The 21,287-nt window shown below is 43.9% G+C and carries 20 protein-coding genes and 1 pseudogene; 7 read left to right on the top strand and 14 right to left on the bottom strand.

Annotated features, from left to right (window positions below; all coding sequences use genetic code 11):
- Positions 1-749: pseudogene (locus RMO55_RS14680) on the bottom strand (B12-binding domain-containing radical SAM protein); the annotation flags it as partial.
- A gap of 226 nt (positions 750-975) precedes the next feature.
- Between RMO55_RS14680 and RMO55_RS14675 the strand changes: the two are divergent.
- On the top strand, positions 976-1,512 hold the full coding sequence (locus RMO55_RS14675) for a hypothetical protein (RefSeq protein ID WP_310427633.1): 537 nt from the start codon (positions 976-978) through the stop codon (positions 1,510-1,512).
- Between the two features lie 329 nt (positions 1,513-1,841).
- On the opposite strand, the gene RMO55_RS14670 is transcribed toward RMO55_RS14675, so the two are convergent.
- The 5 genes from RMO55_RS14670 to RMO55_RS14650 form a co-directional block, all read right to left on the bottom strand.
- Positions 1,842-2,108: a type II toxin-antitoxin system RelE/ParE family toxin gene (locus RMO55_RS14670; protein ID WP_310427631.1), complete on the bottom strand. Its 267-nt coding sequence runs from the start codon at positions 2,106-2,108 to the stop codon at positions 1,842-1,844.
- Positions 2,095-2,289, bottom strand: a complete 195-nt coding sequence (locus RMO55_RS14665) for a hypothetical protein (protein WP_310427630.1) — start codon at positions 2,287-2,289, stop codon at positions 2,095-2,097. The genes RMO55_RS14670 and RMO55_RS14665 overlap by 14 nt, the downstream gene beginning before the upstream one ends.
- Positions 2,290-2,544: 255 nt before the next feature.
- On the bottom strand, positions 2,545-4,404 hold the full coding sequence (locus RMO55_RS14660; protein ID WP_310427628.1) for a tetratricopeptide repeat protein: 1,860 nt from the start codon (positions 4,402-4,404) through the stop codon (positions 2,545-2,547).
- A gap of 11 nt (positions 4,405-4,415) precedes the next feature.
- Entirely contained in the window at positions 4,416-5,660 is a 1,245-nt protein-coding gene (locus RMO55_RS14655; protein ID WP_310427627.1) for a hypothetical protein, read from the bottom strand.
- 136 nt (positions 5,661-5,796) lie between these two features.
- Positions 5,797-5,931, bottom strand: a complete 135-nt coding sequence (locus tag RMO55_RS14650) for a hypothetical protein (protein WP_310427626.1) — start codon at positions 5,929-5,931, stop codon at positions 5,797-5,799.
- A 211-nt stretch (positions 5,932-6,142) separates the two neighbouring features.
- Here RMO55_RS14650 and RMO55_RS14645 point away from each other — a divergent pair, with 211 nt between their 5' ends.
- Genes RMO55_RS14645 through RMO55_RS14635 form a run of 3 tightly spaced genes read left to right on the top strand, consistent with a single transcriptional unit; the run spans position 6,143 to position 10,836 of the window.
- Positions 6,143-7,327, top strand: coding sequence for a sigma-70 family RNA polymerase sigma factor (locus RMO55_RS14645; protein WP_310427624.1), 1,185 nt, complete (start codon positions 6,143-6,145; stop codon positions 7,325-7,327).
- Between the two features lie 15 nt (positions 7,328-7,342).
- Positions 7,343-8,506: a DUF1822 family protein gene (locus tag RMO55_RS14640; protein ID WP_310427623.1), complete on the top strand. Its 1,164-nt coding sequence runs from the start codon at positions 7,343-7,345 to the stop codon at positions 8,504-8,506.
- The gene (locus tag RMO55_RS14635; protein WP_310427621.1) at positions 8,503-10,836 is read left to right on the top strand and encodes a CHASE2 domain-containing protein; all 2,334 of its coding nucleotides are present in this window, start codon (positions 8,503-8,505) and stop codon (positions 10,834-10,836) included. Before RMO55_RS14640 ends, RMO55_RS14635 begins: the two co-directional genes overlap by 4 nt.
- Before the next feature lie 25 nt (positions 10,837-10,861).
- Here the strand turns inward: RMO55_RS14635 and egtB are convergent, their stop codons facing one another.
- Positions 10,862-12,115: an ergothioneine biosynthesis protein EgtB gene (egtB, locus tag RMO55_RS14630; protein WP_310427619.1), complete on the bottom strand. Its 1,254-nt coding sequence runs from the start codon at positions 12,113-12,115 to the stop codon at positions 10,862-10,864.
- A gap of 110 nt (positions 12,116-12,225) precedes the next feature.
- On the opposite strand from egtB, the gene RMO55_RS14625 reads away from it, so the two are divergent.
- On the top strand, positions 12,226-13,557 hold the full coding sequence (locus RMO55_RS14625) for a hypothetical protein (RefSeq protein ID WP_310427617.1): 1,332 nt from the start codon (positions 12,226-12,228) through the stop codon (positions 13,555-13,557).
- 323 nt (positions 13,558-13,880) lie between these two features.
- Positions 13,881-14,159, top strand: coding sequence for a TMEM165/GDT1 family protein (locus tag RMO55_RS14620; RefSeq protein WP_310427615.1), 279 nt, complete (start codon positions 13,881-13,883; stop codon positions 14,157-14,159).
- A 353-nt stretch (positions 14,160-14,512) separates the two neighbouring features.
- Here the strand turns inward: RMO55_RS14620 and RMO55_RS14615 are convergent, their stop codons facing one another.
- From RMO55_RS14615 to RMO55_RS14600, 4 genes are all read right to left on the bottom strand, one after another.
- On the bottom strand, positions 14,513-15,706 hold the full coding sequence (locus RMO55_RS14615; RefSeq protein ID WP_310427613.1) for an NDP-sugar synthase: 1,194 nt from the start codon (positions 15,704-15,706) through the stop codon (positions 14,513-14,515).
- A 95-nt stretch (positions 15,707-15,801) separates the two neighbouring features.
- Positions 15,802-16,644 carry a ScpA family protein gene (locus tag RMO55_RS14610; protein WP_310427610.1) on the bottom strand — a complete coding sequence of 281 codons (843 nt, stop codon included), beginning with the start codon at positions 16,642-16,644 and terminating at the stop codon, positions 15,802-15,804.
- Between the two features lie 330 nt (positions 16,645-16,974).
- The gene (era, locus tag RMO55_RS14605) at positions 16,975-18,000 is read right to left on the bottom strand and encodes a GTPase Era (protein ID WP_310427609.1); all 1,026 of its coding nucleotides are present in this window, start codon (positions 17,998-18,000) and stop codon (positions 16,975-16,977) included.
- Positions 18,001-18,140: 140 nt separating this feature from the next.
- Positions 18,141-18,932, bottom strand: coding sequence for a YdcF family protein (locus tag RMO55_RS14600; protein WP_310427608.1), 792 nt, complete (start codon positions 18,930-18,932; stop codon positions 18,141-18,143).
- Between the two features lie 413 nt (positions 18,933-19,345).
- Between RMO55_RS14600 and RMO55_RS14595 the strand changes: the two genes are divergently transcribed.
- Positions 19,346-19,588, top strand: a complete 243-nt coding sequence (locus RMO55_RS14595; RefSeq protein ID WP_310427606.1) for a hypothetical protein — start codon at positions 19,346-19,348, stop codon at positions 19,586-19,588.
- On the opposite strand, the gene RMO55_RS14590 is transcribed toward RMO55_RS14595, so the two are convergent.
- From RMO55_RS14590 to thyA, 3 genes are all read right to left on the bottom strand, one after another.
- Positions 19,560-20,099 (bottom strand): dCMP deaminase family protein, encoded by a 540-nt coding sequence (locus RMO55_RS14590; protein ID WP_310427604.1) that lies wholly within the window; start codon positions 20,097-20,099, stop codon positions 19,560-19,562. The genes RMO55_RS14595 and RMO55_RS14590 overlap by 29 nt on opposite strands.
- Positions 20,100-20,139: 40 nt before the next feature.
- Complete coding sequence (locus RMO55_RS14585) at positions 20,140-20,709, bottom strand: dihydrofolate reductase (RefSeq protein WP_310427602.1); 570 nt, start codon at positions 20,707-20,709, stop codon at positions 20,140-20,142.
- 17 nt (positions 20,710-20,726) lie between these two features.
- Positions 20,727-21,287 (bottom strand): thymidylate synthase (gene thyA, locus RMO55_RS14580; protein WP_310427601.1); only part of this gene is annotated, 561 nt, incomplete at its 5' end.

Genomic DNA, 21,287 nt, shown 5'->3' with positions numbered 1-21,287 from the left:
ACGGTTTCGACATAGGGCACCAACCCGATCGAGTATGCTGGAATCGGGGTAGCTACCCGTCGAAGAATGCGCTCTGGTACATCGGGATGATTGGGCTTGACACTCCCATCGGGATGCAGATCGTAAAATTGGGGCACATATACGCCTGGAACTTGCGCCAGATCTAATAACAAATCGCGCCGACTCAACCCTGCATCTTTGCCATCTTCAACCACCAACCCAATTTCGGGTAATAATTCTTCCCCATCTCCCAAGGCAATAAAGTCAAAGAAATCCGCATAGGGTTCGGGATTGGATGTCGCCGTCTGTCCCCCTGCAAAAATCAGCGGATAATTACCTGCTTCACGTTCGCGCCACGTCAGGGGAATTCCCGCGAGAGTCAACATCTCTAAGATATTCGTCGCGCCCAATTCATAGCTGAGACTAAAACCGAGGATATCAAATTCGGCGAGGGATTTCTGCGACTCCACCCCGAATAATGGAGTCTGAGTATCGCGTAATTTCTGAGCTAAATCTGCTGCGGGAAGGTAGGCTCGATCGCACAATTGGCGCGGCTGGGCGTTGATAATACTGTAGAGGATAATATGCCCCAGATTGCTCGCCCCAACTTCGTAGATCTCTGGGTATGTCAGTGCCCAGCGGACTGTCGCACTCTCCCACGGTTTATGCACCGCACCGAGTTCGTTACCGAGGTAACGTGCGGGTTTGAGGATTTCAGGAGTAATGAGACTATCTACTGCAACTGCCACGATTTTGCCTCTGTTTCTGTTTGTTTGGGCGATTATCTATCGTAGCGCGGATCTGGTTGTGTGGGATTGGGTGGGGTTTGATTACCTACAGTACGCTACGCGAGCGAATATACTGAAGTCGATCGATTCTTCTCCTTTGAGTATAAAATATCGCAAAATACATATTTCAATCCATGTATATTTTGTGCTATGTTTATGCTGCTGATTAACAAAAAATATACCTCTCATGAACTTAAAATTAATCTTTAGAGTCGCTGGATTGACGCTATTTGCGCTATCTACGCCTACCATGCTTGCTGCCCAAGATCTGCGGTATGGAACGTCGAGAGTACCTCAATCTTGTCCATCGAGATCGGAACCAAAAACAGGCGCAATTACTGCTAGGCAAGCAGAAAAGTACTTTACTTGTCATATAGAAAACGGTGAAGCTTTTGATGGAAATATGGGCAGCATGAGCTTTGTCACCGATCTCAAAATAGAAGTCGCCCGTAAAGCTCGGCGGGCAACAATTGGAGATGTATCTCGGGCAGCTAACTCACGGAGCCTCGCTCTCGATATGGATCGACCCGTATACGATATTCGCGGTAGTTATAACTACTATTTCTGCGGTCGTACTACAGCGGCAGTTGAGGAGAAGCGAAATTGTATTTTAAGCAATTCCCCAAAATCACAAGGGATCTGTTTTCAAAATAGTTTCAAAGATTGGTTTTGCTTATTGACAGGTCCATCTAAGGAGATTTCCCGTACAGCCCCACCTCAATAGTTAGAGTTCCTGCTATGGGTTGAGTTGACATTGAAAAATCAATAACTCAAGGGTTCGATGGTACGATCGCTCTTTACCGTGCAAAGATAATTATGATAAATATTTTGTAGATGAGATCGATCATTTTTCTGTGACGATCGATCTTATTCTAGGGTTTGTAGGGGCGGGTTTATGCTAGGAATATCGAAATGTACAGATTAATCCTGAACGAACCCGCCCATCATTTCTAGATATGTTCGATCTATTTGGGTTTGTGGATTGTAGATTCGATCGGGGTTGGGAATTGGGGACTCGATCGACTTATAAATTTGATTCGATCGTCAGCATTATTATAGATCGCGGTAAACTTCTCGTCTATGCCTGACATGATAAATTGAGATCTTACCCGCATCTAGATCGACTGCATAAACAATTCGATAATCTCCAACTCTAATTCGATATAAATATTGACTGCCTTTAAGTTTAATCGACTGAGGCGGAAACGGATCTGTTGCTAATTCTTCAATCTTTGGCAAAATCCGACTAGCATTATCTGGCGATAACTTGCGAAAATCTTTCCTTACTGATGGCTGAAATTCGATTTCATAAGGTTCCATCTTCTTTTAACCATTCCTGCATTTTTGCTAGGTTAACTGGTTGCTCGGATCGACGTTCGGCAACGATCGCCAGATCGTGAAGATCTTCTAACATTTGCTCGTATTGCTCGATCGATAAAATAATACCTGTCTTATTTCCTTCGCGATCGATGATGTACTGTTCTTTTACTGGTGTACCCATAATGATTGTATTGGTTAGAAGCCTACAATAATTTTATCTCTAATTCGGATCGATTCGGGTTTGTGGATTGTAGGTTCGATCAAGGTTGGGATTTGGGGACTCGATCGACTGGGGCAAAATTGGCGTAGGATATCCCTGTTAGCTATAATTGAGAAATATCTATGCCTACTGATGAACAAGCGCAGGCTTGTCTGCGAGTAGCCATCTGTAGGTTGGGTTGAACGAAGGTGAAACCCAACCATCTTAGCCAGTGATTTATAAATGTTCCATCGCAGCTACAGCGATCGATCGATTTTGATGAAGATCTACATTATCTGGAGCCATCACAATTGCTCGATCTAAATCTTGGATCGCTGCTGATAAATATCCTAATTCATAGAATAAAATCGCTCGATTGGCTAACACCAGAGGTTGTTGAGGATCGATCATTAATGCAGTATGATAATCAGCTAGAGCCGGATCGAATTCACCCAAAGTTTCAAAGGCTTGGGCGCGAGCTACGAAAATTGCGAATTGCTGGGGTTCTAAATCCAAGGATCTAGAATAGGCGGCTACCGCTTGCACTGTCTCGCCTAAATGACGATAGCAATGTCCCACATTTGCCCACACTTCTGGGTAAGGGGCACTTAATTCGATCGCCTGTAAGTAATTTGTCAAAGCTTGGGGAATATTGCCAATACTAAAGTACCAGTTACCGCGCATATTCCAGTATTCTGAGTAATTTGGATCGAGTTCGATCGTCAGGCTCAAGAAGTGAATAGCTCGGTCAAAATCATTGATAGAATTATAAACTTGAGCGATATTAAATAGTAATACAGATCGATAAAGACGATGTTTTTCGGCACTATAGACATTATTCATTTGCACCAAACACCATTCACATAATTCGATTGCTTCTTGATACTTGCCTTGCCGCGATCGGATGAGTGCTAATCCATTACGGTTAGCAGTTTGATGGAACACCTTTTCATCGATCGGTAGATTTGCAAATTCGATTGCTGCTAAACCTCTCTCTAAATATACTTCTCCCATTACTAGATCCAGAACGGGTAATTTTCGAGTATATAGCATTGCTATCATGAAACAATTGCGAAAGATTAGATCGGATCGATCTGTTTCTTGCAAAGATGTTTCTACTACTACTTGAGCTTGGAGTGGTTTATCCAAAGACATATAGCAGACACATAACATTGATTGAATATACCATCGCTGTTTTTGCTCGGTTGGATAATAAATTTCTTGCTGTTCTAAAGCTGCTTGCGAGATTGCCAAGGCATCTTCATAGTAGCCTTTTCTTACATAGAGAGCAGCTAATTTAACTTGGTATCTAAAAGCTAATTCTGGAGAATTACCAGATCGTAAATAATGGATTAATTGAGGCAGATATGTTTCTCGATCGATCGGATTGTTTTCAATCTTTGACTCTAATTGTTTTACCAGATCGCTCATTTCTTGTTGACAACTATCTGGGGTCAAGTTAAACGGCAAATTTAGATAGATATATTCACCTAAATACTGTGGGTCGAATTTATTAACTACATCCGTAGGAGCTTCGGGAGAAATGGCAATTAGCACTGTCAAATTCAATCTATTTCCAGCACGGCGGACTAATTCACGGACAAATAGACGAACTAGAGCACCAGATTGATCGTAAGCATCCCAAGCAATTATCCAATGAGAACTCACAGATCGATCGAACCAATCAATGAGTAAATCGATAATTCCCTGAATAATTCTAAAGGCTCGATCGGCTGGATAATTGCGAATTTGTTCTGATTCATCTGCTATATCTGTTAAGCTGGAGTGGCGGACGGATATAGTATGCCGAAAAGTTGGTAAAATTCGCACTAATTCATAATCGTGCTGGATAATTAAATCTGGTGCTTGTGATTGAATTTGAGGGAGTAACTCGATTAATAAATCTTGTAGTCCAGCCCACAAACCATCTCGATCTCGATCTGTTCTCAATAGCCAAGTATCTGCACCATCAACTTTAGCCGATTGCAACCATGTTTCGATCGCAGATCGCCGCGCTTGTCCATCGTTAGCTTCCAAGACAATTGTTTTACCGATCGACTGTAATAAGTTAGTGGGAATTTCTTGCTCGATATTCATAATTTTTGTAATTAAATATTAACTAATTTAGATTTTGTTTGAAAACCCCAGATCCACATTCCCAATCCCAAACATTGAGTCAACAAAAAGAGGATTAGGAGAAATAAGGCATCAATAAAAGCGTAAGGATGGATTGAATAGCCAGCACTCAACGTAGTAAATAAAGATCCACAGTAATGCCACATCAAGGGCAAATTAATTAAAACTAGTACAATTATTGCTGCTGTTCGCCATAATAGCCATAAAATTGTATAAATCCGAATTACCCGCCTTTCATAGACTGGTATATGAGATTGGTCGATTCGACGTATCCGAGGAAAGATTCGACTAATTTGATTGCGGGCAAAAATTTCTGTATCTTGGAGCAAATTTTTGCAACCAAATAAGTTGGCAAAGATATAGTAAAAATCCGTCCGCATGAAGAAATAGCCTTGCCATAATAATCCCATCAAATAGTTGAGCAAACAAGCTTGAAGCAATTGCGATCCAATCGGATGTATCATCAGCCACTCCTGATAGTGAGCGAACAAGATAATCACAAGTATCGCCGCCGAAACTAGATCGATGAGGGAGCCTGCTAATAATGGTAAATAGCGTTTATGTCTGGGTACATTCCAGATTCCAGTCATATCCGTCTGCGCTACTACAGTCCACATTCGATGGCTAATTCCCAAGCGACAAAAAACGCCCAAAGAACGAGCCGCAATTAGATGAGCCATTTCATGGATGAACAAGATCGCAAAATCGATCGCTATCAGTGATAGAATCATCAGGGTAGTATTCTGTTGAAAAAAATAAGCTTTCCAACTAGGAATAATCTCAGGCTCTGCGATCGCTAAAACTAGTGCCAGTCCAACGAGAAAACCATAAATGATTAATGCAGGAATACTAAATATTTTTTGAGCTAGAGATTGGGGAAAGTTAGCAAAATGGTAGCGATTGATTTGAGATTTATCAGGAGTTTTAGCCACAGCTCGATCGAAGCTAGAATCGCCCATGATTGTAACAAATCCTCGCCGTTCTAAACCATGAACAAAATCCTCTAAATCTGGTATTTCTCCATATTTGTCTTGGTAAATTGATTTAGCTTCGCCGATAGTCTTACCTGATGCTAGATAATCCAGTAGTTCGACTGCATCATGGGGCAACACCAAAAACAGATCGTTTCCTGGAATCCCGATTACAACCTCAGACCCTTCAGTTTGGCGAGTAAATGGGTGAACCGAGACTAGAGAGTTGGTTGTGTAATTATTCATCACTGTTATCAACTATTTACGCTAAAATTGCTAAACCAATTAGATGTGTCTAGAGTCGCTATTGAGAAACAATAATATCTAAATTACTAATGTTAACTGCTAGCTACCATTAACTAATAACTAGCAGTTTCATCGATTAACAGCCTCTACAGCAACACATGCCATATGTTGATGCACGAGTTGTCTGGATAGATTCTGCCTCACGAATCACGAATCGTTTCATCGATTTAGCTGCTGGTTTTTTGATTTCTTGACGATCAAGAGATTTCATAATTTTAGTCTCCTAGTGTTGTTATTCAAACCGCGATTGATTAGGTTTGAATTGGTATCTACGAACTTCTACGATTGGTTCGTTATTTTTATTCAGTCAGCGTAGAGATTGCTCTCCATCCCATTTTGTACCTGTGAATAGTTACGAACTCGAAGTACCCGCTACTCGATATTCGTGAGAGAATGAGGTCTATCTATGTATTCACGCTGCCATGAATCCTCGGACTAGTATTCTCGATTTGTTTTCCACTTTTGCCTACTTGGAAGGGGATGATTTTCGGCGGTGGCTGGCTGATGGGAGATTGCGACGGAGTATGCAGTGTGTAGCAGCGCAGGACGATCGATCTGAGGGCTTGTGGTCGATATACTGGTTTAAACGGTGGCAGAGTCAGGATTCACCTTTAGCAGAATCTCATTTATTTGCTTATCTACAGGAATCTTGTTACTGGGTGTCGCAACAAATGGCGCGGCGGGTGACGAAGAGTCAGTATACTTTGGCAGATTATTTTCAGATTACTAATATCGATATTCGGCGGGTGCTCAATGGTTTTGCTGTCGATCGAGGTAGTAGTCTCAAATCTTATGCATCGTTGGTGTTGACTAACGCGCTCAAAGATCATCTTCGCCAGCGTCAAGCGGTAGATATTTGTAGCGATTGGGCGTTATTACGAAAGTGGAGTAAAAAGCGGGTAAGTGAGGTACTCGATCGCGTCGGGATTGCCGAGCCAGAAGCAGCTCAGTATCGATTAGCTTGGTTTTGTTTCAAAACATTGGATACTCCAAATGAGAGTAGTGGAGAACGTTCCTCGCCCGATCCAGCGATGTGGCAGGAAATCGCTGATTTTTATAATACTCAGAGATCTAGTCAATTAATCGTTCCTGGTGCGTCATTTACTCCCGCTCAAATCGAGGTGCGATTGGCAAAATTGGGGCGGTGGTTGCGAGATTATCTGTACCCTACAATGAATTCGCTCAATCGCCCCAAGTCTGGGGAAGAACCTGGAGAATTTCAGGATGATTTATCAGATGAGGCTGGTGGCTCTTTACTGGATCTTGCGATCGAACGTGAAGAAATTAGCCAACGTACCGCCGAACGATCGCAATTGCAAACTATCCTCACTCAAGCCTTGAAAGATCTCGCGCCAGAACTTCAGGAGATTTTGCACCTCTTTTATCAGCAGGGATTATCGCAACAGGAATTAGCAAGTCATCTAAAATTGAGTCAGCCGACTGTTTCGCGCCGACTAAAAAAAGCCGAAGAGAATTTGCTCAACGCCCTGCTCGTCTGGATTGAGGCTCAGTTGAATCAATTTCCAGATCCAATCGTATTAAAGAGTATCAGTACGACACTACGAGAATGGTTGAGCGTACACTATGCAAATTCTGAAAATAGTTGAGGAGATTTAGAGAGTATGTTTTCAGCACTGGTTGAATCTACAGATTGGACATTACAAATTCCAGACGATCGGCAAGCTAATATTTGGCAACAGAGCCGCGCCTTCCCCACTGCCTGGGGGCGATGGAATGCTTATTTGAATCAATTGTGTCTGGAGACTTGTCTGGCATGGCTCAAAGCCGAATATCTGCCGACAGCGAAGGCGGGAATGGAACCAGCTTTGTGGGGAATGGTCAATGGTTCGATCGTCACGGTGGGTAATCTGCGGATTGCGTTAATGCCGACGGAATCGATCGATCGCAGTGAATTGGAAGTCCCTCAAGAGTGGGTAGATATTCCCAGTTGGGCGGCGGATTATTATCTGGGAGTTCAAGTCGCTCCAGATTGTCAGGAGCTAACTATTTATGGCTATGCCACTCATCAACAACTCAAAACCCAAGCTAGTTATGATGCTCAGGATCGCACCTATTGTTTGGATGTAGACGATTTAATTACCGATCTAAATACGTTGTGGTTAGCTTATCCTCATTACACCACCAACCAAACGAGAGCGTCTCTACCAGCTTTATCCCCTTTAGCTCCAGAGCGAGCAACGCAATTAATCGAACGTCTGGGAAATCCAGCTTTAGTCATGCCTCGATTAGAAGTTCCGTTTCAAATTTGGGCAGCATTATTAGAAAATCCCCAATCGCGACAAAGATTACTTCAGCAGATTCAAACGGGTAATTCTACGCCTGTATTTACTCAATTGAGCAGTTGGTTTCAGGGACAAATGGATGAAGTGTGGAAATCGATCGATCGAGTCTTATTATCCCAACAGATCGAGAGTGCAGTTCGCGGTGAAGCCAGTCAAAATCTCCTCAGAATTTTATCTGGAGATGTTTATCGAGCTAAAATATTGAATCTCGATCGTGGACAAATTGCTTTGGTAATCGGCATTTCACCTGTGTCTGAAACTGAGATCCGAATTAATCTACAAGTCCATCCATCTGGGGGGGATATGTATCTACCAGGCGAAACCCAATTAAGACTATTAACTACGGAGGGGATCGAGATCGGCAAAGTTAGTGCAACGGCAATGGAAACGATTCAATTGCAATTTCTCGTTAGTGTGGGAGAACAGTTTGCGATCGAGATTATCTGCTGTGGACAAACTTTGGTGGAGCGGTTTGAGCTATGAGTAAACGCGCAATTCTTCGCTGCGATGGTACTCTAGAACGCGGATTTGGGGTTATTTTAGAGATTCGCGCTGCTGATTCTTCAACTTTCACCGAAGTTACAGGTGATCTCCCGCCAGCGATCGATTTACTCCAACTGCTTACCACTTGGCAACATCACTATCTCGGCAGTGTTGGAGTTACCCGCATTTCGCTCGAAAATATCGGTACGCGCACGGGAAACTTATCGGAAATCGTTCAATGTCGGCAGTTGGCGAAGGAATTGGAGCAAGCTCTGAAAACTTGGTTGGCATCAGCTCCATTTCAACCGATCGAGCAAAGATTGCGGGAAACTTTGACGGTGCAAGATTCGGTAGAGTTATTATTGCGAACTAAGGATGTGCGACTGCATCGATTACCTTGGCATCTGTGGGATTTTATCGAGCGTTATCCCCATGCGGAACTTTCGATCGGTAGTGCGCCGCAATCAATTTTTAAGCCACAGGTAACCCACCATAAGGTTAGAATACTCGCAATCTTAGGCGATCGTCAAGGTATCGATATCGAAGCCGATCGACAGTTACTCGCTAGCTTGCCCGAAACTGACGTAGTATTTTTAGTCGAACCATCCCGCGAGGAGGTATACAGTCACCTGTGGGAGCAAGCTTGGGATGTATTGTTTTTCGCAGGACATAGCAACACCGAGCAACAGCAAGGGCGAATTCATCTCAGTGGTGGCAAAAGTTTGACGATCGACGAATTGCGGTATGGATTGCGACGCTCGATCGGGCGCGGCTTACAACTAGCGATCTTCAACTCCTGCGATGGATTGGGCTTGGCGTATGAATTAGAGCAATTACATCTTCCTCACTCGATCGTCATGCGCGAACCCGTACCCGATCGAGTCGCGCTGACCTTTCTCAAGCAATTTCTCAGTACTTTCGCAGGCGGAGCACCCCTGTATACCTCCGTGCGTCAAGCGAGAGAATGCTTGCAGGGACTAGAAGGCGAGTTTCCCTGCGCCAGTTGGTTACCCGTAATTTTCCAAAATCCAGCCGTCCCAACCTTAACCTGGCACAGCTTACAAGGAGATGCGATCGCAGCACCAGATCCAGCTCCAGTGCCAATCGAACAGCCAAAAACTCGCAAGCAGTTGGTATTATGGACGCTTTTCGCCAGTTTCACCGTGACTGGATTGACGATCGGCATTCGCTATTTAGGGCTGCTCCAAGCTTGGGAACTAACTGCTTTTGATACCGCCATCCGCTTGCGCCCAGCCGAAAAACCTGACTCCCGACTGTTAATCGTCACAGTCACAGAAGCAGATGTAGGCGCACAGAAACGATCCCAAGAACCGAGTCGCGGTTCTCTATCCGATGAATCCCTTGCCAAACTGGTAGAAAAATTAGAAGTTCATCAGCCAATTGCGATCGGGTTAGATATTTATCGCGATTATCCCGTCAGTAAAACTTATCCAACATTAGCCGCCAAGCTGCGAAACAAGGACAGCCAAATCCTCGGCGTGTGTAAAGCAAGCGAACCAGAAGCTGGAGATGCTGGAGTTGCGCCGCCGCCAGAAATTCCCCCAGCGCGACTGGGATTTAGCGATCTGCTCCACGATCCAGATCGAATCGTACGTCGTCATTATCTCGCATTTACGCCCCCAACTTCCTCTGCTTGTCAAGCGTCTTATAGCTTGAGCGTTCAATTAGCCTTACGGTATTTAGCAACCAAGGGCATTAACTTGGAATTCACGCCCCAAGAAGCTTGGAAGCTGGGTAAATTAACCTTTACACCGTTGGAAGCGCACACTGGCGGATATCAGAAAACCGACGCAATGGGGCATCAAATCCTATTAAATTATCGATCGACACCAACCCCTCTCGATTTAGCTCCCACCGTGGCAATGGCGGATGTATTAGCTGGGAAAATTCACCCAGCCCAAGTCAAAGATCGGCTTATTTTAATCGGCACCACCGCTGACAGTTTTCATGACTATGTATTAACGCCCTACACCACGATCGAAGGCAACGTGCGGGCAATTCCTGGAGTCGTATTACAAGCCCAAATGGTGAGCCAATTGCTCAGTGCGGTTTTAGATGGGCGCGCCCTAATCCGCAGTTGGGATTTACCCCAAGAAGCAGTCTGGATTTGGGGTTGGGCGATGACTGGCGGCATCTTGGCAATTTGGCTGCGTCGTCCAATTTATCTAGTTTTAGGCACTGGAATCGCAATCTGTATTTTATCAGGAGTTGCTCTAATACTATTGCAGGGCGGATATTGGGTACCGTTGATTCCCGCCGCGATCGCGATCGTCGGTACTCAAAGTATCATTAGTTTAGTTGAAAATTGAAAGTGAAAAGTTTTTCCACTATTCACTATTCACTTGCCAAGCGAATTCCCGAAAATTGCCAGCGGGTAGAGGGTGGGAAAAAGTTGCGATAAGTGGGACGAATATGATCGATCGAAGTAACGCAAGAACCGCCACGTAAGACCATTTGATTGCACATAAATTTACCATTGTATTCACCGATCGCACCATCGGCAATCTGAAAACCAGGATAGGGTAAATAAGCACTTTGCGTCCATTCCCAAACATCCCCAAAAAATTGATACTGAAGATTCTCTGCGGGGATAGGATGTAAACAGTTGCTGTCTAAAAAGTTGCCAATTCGGGGAAGATTTCCCGTTGCAATTTCCCACTCCGCTTCGGTAGGAAGTCGCTTTCCTTTCCAGCTAGCATAGGCATCGGCTTCATAAAAACTAACATGACAAACTGGTTCTAAATTGTTTAATTCTTGCAATCCACCCAACGTCATTACCCACCATTCACCATCGATTAGTTCCCAGTACAATGGTGCTTTCCATTGCTGATTTTGGACTGTAGCCCAGCCTTCCGCTAGCCAATATTTTGACTCTCGATAGCCGCCTGCTTGCATAAATTCTAAGTATTCGCCATTGGTAACAAGACGATTACCTAATTTATAATCTCGTAGATATGTTTGGTGGCGAGGGGATTCATTATCAAAAGCAAATTCACTACCTTGATGTCCGATCGAGTATAAGCCACCTGGATATTCTAACCACTCAAAATTGCTCTCAACAGGCTCTAAACGAGCTTGTAAATCGTCGCGATAGAGGGGCTGGAGGGGATTTAGTGCCAGGATATGCTTGATATCTGTTAGCAGTAATTCTTGATGTTGTTGTTCGTGATGAAGTCCTAAGATAATTAGATTTACTAAGTCGGGATATTTGGGTGGTAATGAAACTAGTTTTGTCATCGCTCGATCGACATGAGCGCGATAACGATAAACTTCTGCTACAGTCGGACGAGAAAGCATTCCTCGTCGATCGCGAGGATGGCGTGCGCCAACAGCATCATAGTATGAGTTAAATAGATAGTTAAATTGAGGATGAAAGACTGTATATCCAGGTAAATGTGGGAGCAACAAAAAGGTTTCAAAAAACCAAGTCGTATGAGCTAAGTGCCATTTAGGTGGACTCACATCAGGCATACTTTGGATTAGATAATCTTCGATGGCTAGCGGTTGACATATTTTCTCGCTAATTTGTCGAACTTGTTGATATCGATTGAGTAGCAATGATGGATCGGTAGAAGTAGTAGATAGCATAAAATGAGTTGAAAATTGAAAGTTAAAATGGAACCAAATTGAATGACTTATCGTCTGCGATAGCAATCGAGATTAGTTCGTATGTAGTTAATTAGTTAATCTCAGCATCTATGTCAAAATTTAGTTTATTTTTCCGACGTATTTTTATACTTTTAGGATTATTTATCACCCCTATTATTTTCATTATCGCTACTAATTCTATTTCTGTCGCATTTCCAGATCTGGCAATCGCTCAAAGAACTAAATTTACCCCGACACCAACGTCAATCCCCACGCCAACGACAACGCCAACACCACTGCCCACCGAATCACCTACCCCAATTCCCGTCCCTCCACCGAAAAATCCAATCCCGGGCGGAATTAAACCAACTATTCCCAGTCCTACTCCCACGCCAGTCCCCAGTCCACCACAAGTTCCTACTAATCATACCAATCGGTTACTCACACCGGGCGAACGAGATAAAATCTCCGCCTATCTCCGCAGTCGCAATGTGAGTAATAGTTCGATGTTCAATCCTCTGACTGATGCCCGTTTTATTTTGCATGATACTTCAGTCATCATGTCTCCTAGCGTTCTCGATCGAGAGCGTCAATTAGGGAGAGGTCCTCTGGGCTTGGGTGTCAATGCTTTTCTCCCACGGGAAAACGCTATAGTACTAGCTCGTCCCAATTTTTACGAACCCCGCAGACCGACGACGACTGAGTTTGAGAAAGCTAGTGATATATTAGTTAAGGTCGATCGAGAAAGACTATTACGCCAAGCTTGGCGATCGACGAATGGTGATGCTCGTCATCAAGCTCTGGATAACGCACTCGCTAATCTCAATCTCAGTTCGAGTGAAATTGCCAAAGAACAACAAGAAGCTAGGAAAAAATTAGCTGCTGCTAGTGGACGCATCTATACCACCGCAACCTGGGCGGTAGAAGCCATTTGTACCCGTTATAACGGTGGAGATCGATCGATCTCTAACCCCAACCAAGAAGACAACCTCCGCAGCGCGTGTGCGCCATTGACAAACTATTTTAATATCCGCAATAGTCGGGTAAAATCGAGTGTAGCGACCGAAATCATCCAAGTTGGTGCTCGTTCCGATCGAGGTAATCAAAACACTTGTAGTGCTAGCAACCCTAATATTGCCACACTTCCCAATCCACCCTACTCAGACAATCAATACAACTCCACCACCAGCATGTATCTACGTGCGGCTCTAGCTGCTGGCAAATTTCCCCAAGCAACCACTCACTTTGCCCTCGATGCTTTCGATCCAGAGGGACATTGCGATCCGCGCTGTTTCAATCTCAATAAGCTCTATAATTCGATCTCGTCAGTGATGGGACACGCGCGGGGTAGTAGTTATGGAATCGTACCAAGTTATGGGACTCGATCGGGTACCAATAATATCTGGTGGCACGATCGCATCTGTCATGGTTCTGCACCCTAGGAATGAGGATTAAATAACTTGTTTCGGTTCGGTATAGTGAAGCGAAACTCGCTCCCGTATGACGATGTAGATACAGCAAATATTTGAAGTTAATATGTACGACTTACAGCCAATTAGAGATCGGGAAACTCATCGAGCCGCGTTGACTGAAATAATGTCAGTTCAGGTAAAGGATCTCCACGCAATGACTTCTGGATCGAGATGTCCTAATCTCCCTGGCGGTTGCTATTCATCTAAAATGAGCCTAAATTTAGCATATGGGGATCGGTAAAATCAAATATCTTAGATTGACCCATCTCAAACTTAACACCTAACACCATCCAATGGATTTACAATTAATAGGATTAACCTTCATCACCGTCTTTATCGCTGAAATCGGTGACAAAAGCCAATTAGCGGCGATCGCATTAGGTGGCAGCAGCCAACATCCTCGCGCGGTGTTTTTTGGCTCTGTTGCTGCGTTATTATTGGCTAGTTCGATCGGTGTATTAGCAGGTGGTGAAATTGGTGTATTTTTACCAACTAAAGTACTAAAAGGCTTGGCAGCATTAGGATTCGCACTAATGGCGGTAAGACTATTGTGGCCAGAAGATTTAGAGTAAAAAGGTAGGGGCAATTCATGAAGCGGCGGTTTTATTCAGAGGTTCCCTCGTCTTGGCATTTTTTTATTCAGGGGTTTCCCCCGAATAAAAACGCCGCCGAATAAAAAAACCGACAAGACAGCGATTCGCGCTCGTCGGCAGAGCCGACGGTTTGCGGATGCGCGTTCGTCGGGTTTCCCGACGGATTAGCGCACCAAGCAGCGAATCAAGACAGCGGCTTGCGATCCTCGGGTTCCCCGACCATGGAAGCGTGCCAAGACCGCGCTCGCCCCAAGTAGAGCACCTTTTCAAGACAGCAAGACAAGACATTGCACCTACCTTCTTTACCTGTCGATCGATACAAACAAACTAATTTAACTCACCGGAACTGGAGTTTCTTCAGTTTCATAGACTTGAGCGACAAATTGAGCCGCAAGTGTCGATCTCTTCGTAATAGTTTCGATTGGTTGGCGAGTATCGGTAATCAACCAATCCAATGAAGATGCTTGAACATCAATTGTCGCACCATCTTTATCGACACAATATCTTCCGAATACTAACTTGTCGGTCAGAGTTACATTAGAAGCGATTCGCGAATATTCAAAGATGACACTATTATCGATGTGAGCACCACTACAAATATGGCAGTTACGACCGATCGTAGCTGGGCCAGTAATTTTAGCTCCATCTTCAATTTTGGTCATCCCACCGATATAAACAGGGCCAGTAATATCTACTTTATCCCAATTAACAGCAACATTAATACCTGTATAGATTCCTGGTGCTACTTGATTTCCAGGAATTGGGACGTTTTTTACTTCGCCCATTAAGACACTACGAATTGCTTGCCAATAGTCAGGGACTTTCCCAATATCTACCCATTGAAAGTCCATAGGAATAGCATAAAAAGGCGCACCCATTTCTACTAATTTAGGAAATAGATCTCCCCCAATATCATACTCTTGACCAGAAGGAATATAATCTAATACTTCCGGCTCGAAAATATAAATCCCTGTATTAATATTAGTACTTAAAGCTTCTTCTACCGTGGGTTTTTCTTGGAAAGCTTGGACTCTGCCGTTTTCATCAGTCACAACTACCCCGTAGCTGGAAACTTCATCGCGAGGGACGGATTTTGTGACAATCGTCGCCAGCGAACCCTTTTCTCGATGCCATTTGACAGCAGCAGTGAGGTCGAGATCGATTAGTGCGTCGCCGCATAATACCACGAAGGTATCATCAAAAAAGGGATAGAAATCCTGAATCCGACGCATCCCACCCGCCGAACCCACCGCTTGTCCTTCTAATTCGCCGTCCTCACGAATCGTTCCTTCAAAAGAATAGGCAATTTGCACCCCAAATCTTTGTCCGTCATGGAAATAGCTTTCGATTTCCTTCGCAAGATGGCTGACATTGACCATAATTTCGGTGAAATCATGCTGCTTGAGCAAGTCCACCAAAAACTCCATTACTGGCTTGTGTAAAATGGGAATTAATGGTTTGGGAATAGTGTAGGTAATGGGACGCACGCGGGTGCCTTTCCCAGCAGCCAGAATCATTGCTTTCATATTAAATCTTGGATACTTAAAATCCCTGTCTTATCTACTGTAACAGCGATCGATTGCGACCCGAACCACACTAACGATCCCCTTGGGACAGATAGCTAGTTCATGTCTACCGATTCTTGATGCAGCCTACGAATAGTTAGGGTTTGGTAGAACTCTGTCTGATGCAGCTCAACTTTGGATTGAGCCGATAATAGTAATAGTGCCCAAAATACCCCCACTCGATCGTGATTGGCTCCAAAATCTTGTCCTGGTGCGGGGGGAAATTTATCAGACCAGAGATTTACGAGTTCATCGAGAGTCCAGAAGTCGGTTTCACTAGTATAGGTGACGAGAAACTCAGCTACAAGTGCCGCCATTTCGGTTAAGTTTTCATCGTGAGCTAGCCCTGCAATCGTTTGGGTGGCTTGCTTTACGGACATCCCTTTACCCTTAATGGAGCGACGGCGAGACGTTGGCTCGGCGATTTTATCAGCAATTTGGCGGAGTTGCTGGATCAGATCTTGAAGTGTCACTGGACGAGTTTGAGGTGGTGGCGAGCTGAGGCGGCGGCGAATATGTCGTTCTAAGTTGCGGGGTAGTCCAGATGTTGTAATAGCTTCAAAATCGAGATCTTCCTCGATAAAGTCGAAGTCTTCTACTGGCGATTGACTTTGTTCGAGGCTCTCAGCTTTGAGTAACACGAGCATCGCCGCCCATAAAAATGCTTGTCCAGATTGGGAGAGATTGGCTTGCTTATGAGCTAGAGAGGCATTTGCCTGGAGGGGGAGTTTGCTTAGGTGTAGATCGATCGCATCGATGACTTTGACATCCCAAGGGTTGATTTCACCCCGTTGGGCGAGATCGATCAGCATGGCAATACCCATCTGTGCAAGGGTATGCGGATCGACTTGAGATTCGACTGTGGGGGAGATGCTATCCCGTCGGGGGGTTGATACCATTACTTAGGGAGTGGGGGAGTGGGGGAGTAAAGGTGTGGGGGTGTTGGGGAGATTACCCAAATGTATCGATAAGAATAGGGAATTAGACCGCAGACAATGGTTGAAATTCAATCTGGTGTAGCTTAATTGGTAACTCTACCGCAAATTCAGCATAATTAACGTTGCAAAGTGAGATGCTTTATGGTTCTGTAATTACGGAAATTACTACTTGCACTCATCTTGCCCTAAATTAGTCAGTTGCTGGTTTGAGTGATTATCTCAACAAATAAAGTCAATATGTCTCCCACACCCCAACACCCTTACCCCCCCAATCCCTGCTGCTCCCACAGCCTACTTATCTACCCGATAACCGAGTTCGGCTAACCGTAAACCGGATTGTCGCCATTTGGGTTGAACTTTGACGAATAATTCGAGATAAACTTTACCTGAAATTAGTTTCTGCATCTGCTCTCTGGCATTGCTACCGATTTGTTTGAGCATTTGTCCGCCTTTGCCGATGAGAATACCTTTTTGCGAATCCCGTTCGATATAAATTGTGGCTAATACACGGGTAATTTTGGCATCTTCTTGGACACGATCGATCGTCACCGCAACGGAGTGGGGTAATTCTTCGCGGGTGAGTAGGATAATCTGCTCGCGAATCAATTCGCCCATGATAAAGCGTTCGGGCTGGTCTGTTACTAGTTCTGGTGGATAATAATAGGGGCCGAGTTCTAATTTTTCAGTCAGTCTGGTTTGGAGTTCGGGCAAACCTGTTTCTGTCACCGCCGAAAAATTAATTAGCTCCCAACCATGCTCCTGGGCGAGTTCTTGATAACCACGATCGATCGCATTGATATGAGATGGCGTAAGATCTGTCCGCGCATCAATTTTATTGACACCTAAAATAATTGGTGTTTTGACGTTTATCAGTAGTTCGGCGATAAACTTGTCGCCACCACCGACGATTTCCATGCCATCGACTACGAATAGTACGACATCTACCGCCCCGATCGCACTTTGAGCATTTTTAACTAATACTTCCCCCAGTTTATGGTGGGGTTTGTGAATACCAGGGGTATCGACGAAGATCATTTGCGCCGCATCCGTGGTTAAAATGCCCTGTAAGCGATTGCGCGTCGTTTGAGGTACTGGAGAGACAATCGCAATTTTCTGACCGATTAGTTGGTTCATTAGCGTGGACTTACCAACATTCGGTCTGCCGATAATACCGACAAAACCCGATCGAAATCCCTCTGGCGCAGCAGGAATTAATCCTAGTCCTGAATCCTGTGCTGCACTCTCTTTCTGCGCCGACAGGTAGGCTTCGACTACGGATTTATCGTTTGGGGTGGCTGGTTGAGGTCGATCGGTCATTAGGTGTTTGTTGAGGATTCTCCCTAGATCTTACCGCAGTCCTCGCGAATACTCGAACGGGGATGTTAGGGTGTTGGGGGTGTGTTTACTACTCCGTTGCTCCATCACTCCCTTACTCCCCTACTCCCCGCTCGCCGACATCATAGCCACCCCCGTAATTTGTAGACCAAGATGCCGATGTATTCTCGCATCGCTTGTGTGGTTAATGAAAAACAATCTTCATTTGGCAGAAAACTCAAAATGACGGATTCGGTTTGACTATTTGGTTGGTCTATTTCTAATTGAGAAATGCGATAATCAGTCGGTGCGGCGATCGCGTTAATTCCTAGATGTTTAAAAATTGCCATCGCTCTAGGCATATGCATCGCTGAAGTGACAAGCAAAATAGTCTTAAAATTTTGCTCCTGCAAGATCTTTTGGACATTCACCGCATTATCGCGAGTGTTAAAAGAATTAGCTTCGGGGATAATATCTAGCTTGGGTACTCCCATCGTAACTAATAGGTTAGTCAAATCGTCGGCTTCGGGATTACCATTACCTTGCCAAGTAATTCTGCCACCACTAACGATAATTTTCGGTGCTTTACCCGCACGATATAAATTAGCACCATACCAGACTCGATCGCCCGCATCTGTAAAATCTACATCAGGACGTGGATATGCTGGAGATCTCGTCCCTCCACCTAATACCACGATCGCATCCGCCGTTGGTAGTTCCGTCTTAACAATATTTTGCCACTCTAGAGATTGTGCCAAGGAATGACTAACCCAAGTATTACCACTCAAAAATAAAATTATTAGAGCTACCCCAATAGTTACAGGAGTCCACCTTGAATTTATCCACCACAACCCTAAAGAAATAGTTAATAGTAAACAAACTGCACCCATCGGGTAAAAGAATAGCGGAATCAGTTTTGAGAGAAAGAGAAACATTTAGTTGGAGGGGGAGAGGGGCAAGTTGTTAAGGGACTTGCAAATAATAATTTATTCCAAACAGATTGACTGATACCAAGACAGCATAATCGATTTATACGACTGGAACGATTTTATTGTTGGGATTCCCTAAGCTGTTTTTTATCAAAAAAGTTAGCATCGATCGCTTCGATCGACGATTCATCTCGTCTTCATTGAGAATTAATTAAGCGTGGGATTCAATAACTACTATACAAATATTCGATCCAGTGTAGGCTACGTAGACAAGATCGCCACCTCAGTTGACAAAAAAAGCCCCAACTCACAAAAGTAAGTCAGGGACGAATAATCAGGGTGCATCTACCACTCCTATATCCACGCTCTCCCTACCTCTATCGGGACGAAACTCGATAATTAGCTGACAAACTCGTAAGATGATCCAGCATCAATTAACTTGGCGATTTCGCTTCTGGTTGCTTGGTTTACCCGCTAGAGTAGGATTTGCCAATTTGAGATCGATCGTGTGCCTGTGGCTCGGATTTAGTCCCGATCGCAGTGGAGTTTTCTCGGCGGGAAATGACCCTGTAATATGTGTGGCAATTTTAGGCGTTTCGATCGCAGATCCCGTTAAACCCATACTAATTACGATTAGCAACCAGAAGATTCTACCGATGTAGGATTAATTAAAAATGCTGCCGAACGTGTTGCGGTGACTTCAGAAACCTGAATAGGAATGAGTTCGATCGAGCTATCATGAAGTAAGAGATCTCGAACTTTGAGATTGTCACCACTATTAAATGTCGTCTCGTAAAATACTTCACGAATCCCTGCGGAAATTATCAATTTTAGACAAGATAGACAGGGTTCTAAAGTTACATAAATACTCGCTCCATCTGTGGCAATACCATGTTTTGCAGCTTGGGCGATCGCATTTGCTTCTGCATGTACAGAGCGTGATGGGAGAGCTTTGGCGACGTTACAAGCACTCACGTCTGGATAACAATATCCTTGTGTTATACAGTGCGCTGAACCCGATGGCGATCCATTGTAACCTGTTGACAATACTTGACGATCTTTAACAATCACCGCACCAACGGGAAAGGCTAAACAAGTAGATCTGGTGGCGGTTAATTTTGCCAACATCATGAAATATTCATCCCAAGTTGGACGCGAAGAAATATCGTACATTAGGCTTGATAGTTTTAGGCTTTAGGCTTTAGGTTTTGAACTAGTAGATGATTAATGGCTTTGGTGTATATATTTGAAAAGTAAAAGGATTTTTACCTGCCATTGTATCAGAGAAGCTACTAATAAAGTGGGGCGGCAGATACGGCTCGAATTCTTTATCGATCGATTCTGGATTTCGCGGAAAGAATGTATCGCAATTATAACTTTCATCAAGGCGAGAAAGATAGATAATATCGAGATTGACGAGGTTGAGTACCTGTTGATAGAGGTTGGCTCCACCACAGTAAAATACTTTGGTATCTGTGGCTAATTCTACATCTCCACAATTAATATCGTCGGTAAAACTCAGTTCTGACGCTGAATATTGGTCTGCAAATCGCGATCTATAGTCGGCGGCTTGTGATGTGATGACAATATTTTTCCTACCTTTTAATGGTGCTTTTTCTCGATCGAACATTCCATCAAAAGTCTTACGTCCCATCACGATCGTATGTCCCATCGTCAGATTCATAAATAGTTTCAGATCTGCGGGATAATGCCAAGGCATATATCCATCTTTACCGATACCACCATCTTTATCGATAGCTGCAATCAAGATTTTTTGAATCATTATTATTTACTTATTTCTTAGACTGCTACTGGTAATTTAATAAATGCACCGTGTTGATAATTAACCAATTGAATGCGATCGATATCATCATAGTCTAGATCGAACATCGATCGATCGCCTAATTGACTCAAATCTAATTGAGGTAATTCATAAGTCTCGCGACTAGCAGCCTGATATGGTTCGATATGATCGACATATATATGAGCATCAGTAATCGAATGATAAAAGTCGCCTGGTGCGAGATTAACTTCTCGGCAGATTAGTAATAATAGCAGTGAATAGCAAGTTAGATTAAAAGGATTGCCAACACAATGATCTGAAGATCGTTGTTGGAGATGTAAATTTAATTTACCACCTTGATAATTTAACGTGAAACTATGATGACAAGGTGGTAACTTGCTCATAGTTGCATTCGGTGGATACCAAGCTGTGATGTGCAATCTTCTCGATCGAGGATTCCGTTTCAACTCATCAATTGCCCATCTCAATTGATCGAAACATGGTAAAACTATTTTCTCATCAGCATCGATAATTAGATCGTGGCGATATTTACTATCTGCTAAATTAACTAACGATTC

Origin of the sequence: Chamaesiphon sp. VAR_48_metabat_135_sub, assembly GCF_031418915.1 — a bacterium.
In the GTDB taxonomy this organism is placed as follows: Bacteria; Cyanobacteriota; Cyanobacteriia; order Cyanobacteriales; family Chamaesiphonaceae; genus Chamaesiphon.
This window is presented reverse-complemented; position numbering and strand designations above follow the sequence as displayed.

What these genes read in the sequence shown, in the direction of transcription:
- era (WP_310427609.1), bottom strand. Translation starts at nt 18,000, where the DNA reads ATGACCGATCGACCTCAACCAGCCACCCCAAACGATAAATCCGTAGTC.
- egtB (WP_310427619.1), bottom strand. Translation starts at nt 12,115, where the DNA reads ATGCTATCTACTACTTCTACCGATCCATCATTGCTACTCAATCGATAT.
- RMO55_RS14675 (WP_310427633.1), top strand. Translation starts at nt 976, where the DNA reads ATGAACTTAAAATTAATCTTTAGAGTCGCTGGATTGACGCTATTTGCG.
- RMO55_RS14615 (WP_310427613.1), bottom strand. Translation starts at nt 15,706, where the DNA reads ATGAAAGCAATGATTCTGGCTGCTGGGAAAGGCACCCGCGTGCGTCCC.
- RMO55_RS14665 (WP_310427630.1), bottom strand. Translation starts at nt 2,289, where the DNA reads ATGGGTACACCAGTAAAAGAACAGTACATCATCGATCGCGAAGGAAAT.
- RMO55_RS14625 (WP_310427617.1), top strand. Translation starts at nt 12,226, where the DNA reads ATGTCAAAATTTAGTTTATTTTTCCGACGTATTTTTATACTTTTAGGA.
- RMO55_RS14600 (WP_310427608.1), bottom strand. Translation starts at nt 18,932, where the DNA reads ATGTTTCTCTTTCTCTCAAAACTGATTCCGCTATTCTTTTACCCGATG.
- RMO55_RS14610 (WP_310427610.1), bottom strand. Translation starts at nt 16,644, where the DNA reads ATGGTATCAACCCCCCGACGGGATAGCATCTCCCCCACAGTCGAATCT.
- RMO55_RS14590 (WP_310427604.1), bottom strand. Translation starts at nt 20,099, where the DNA reads ATGTACGATATTTCTTCGCGTCCAACTTGGGATGAATATTTCATGATG.
- RMO55_RS14660 (WP_310427628.1), bottom strand. Translation starts at nt 4,404, where the DNA reads ATGAATATCGAGCAAGAAATTCCCACTAACTTATTACAGTCGATCGGT.
- RMO55_RS14670 (WP_310427631.1), bottom strand. Translation starts at nt 2,108, where the DNA reads ATGGAACCTTATGAAATCGAATTTCAGCCATCAGTAAGGAAAGATTTT.
- RMO55_RS14645 (WP_310427624.1), top strand. Translation starts at nt 6,143, where the DNA reads ATGAATCCTCGGACTAGTATTCTCGATTTGTTTTCCACTTTTGCCTAC.
- RMO55_RS14655 (WP_310427627.1), bottom strand. Translation starts at nt 5,660, where the DNA reads ATGAATAATTACACAACCAACTCTCTAGTCTCGGTTCACCCATTTACT.
- RMO55_RS14650 (WP_310427626.1), bottom strand. Translation starts at nt 5,931, where the DNA reads ATGAAATCTCTTGATCGTCAAGAAATCAAAAAACCAGCAGCTAAATCG.
- RMO55_RS14620 (WP_310427615.1), top strand. Translation starts at nt 13,881, where the DNA reads ATGGATTTACAATTAATAGGATTAACCTTCATCACCGTCTTTATCGCT.
- RMO55_RS14635 (WP_310427621.1), top strand. Translation starts at nt 8,503, where the DNA reads ATGAGTAAACGCGCAATTCTTCGCTGCGATGGTACTCTAGAACGCGGA.
- RMO55_RS14640 (WP_310427623.1), top strand. Translation starts at nt 7,343, where the DNA reads ATGTTTTCAGCACTGGTTGAATCTACAGATTGGACATTACAAATTCCA.
- RMO55_RS14595 (WP_310427606.1), top strand. Translation starts at nt 19,346, where the DNA reads ATGATCCAGCATCAATTAACTTGGCGATTTCGCTTCTGGTTGCTTGGT.
- RMO55_RS14585 (WP_310427602.1), bottom strand. Translation starts at nt 20,709, where the DNA reads ATGATTCAAAAAATCTTGATTGCAGCTATCGATAAAGATGGTGGTATC.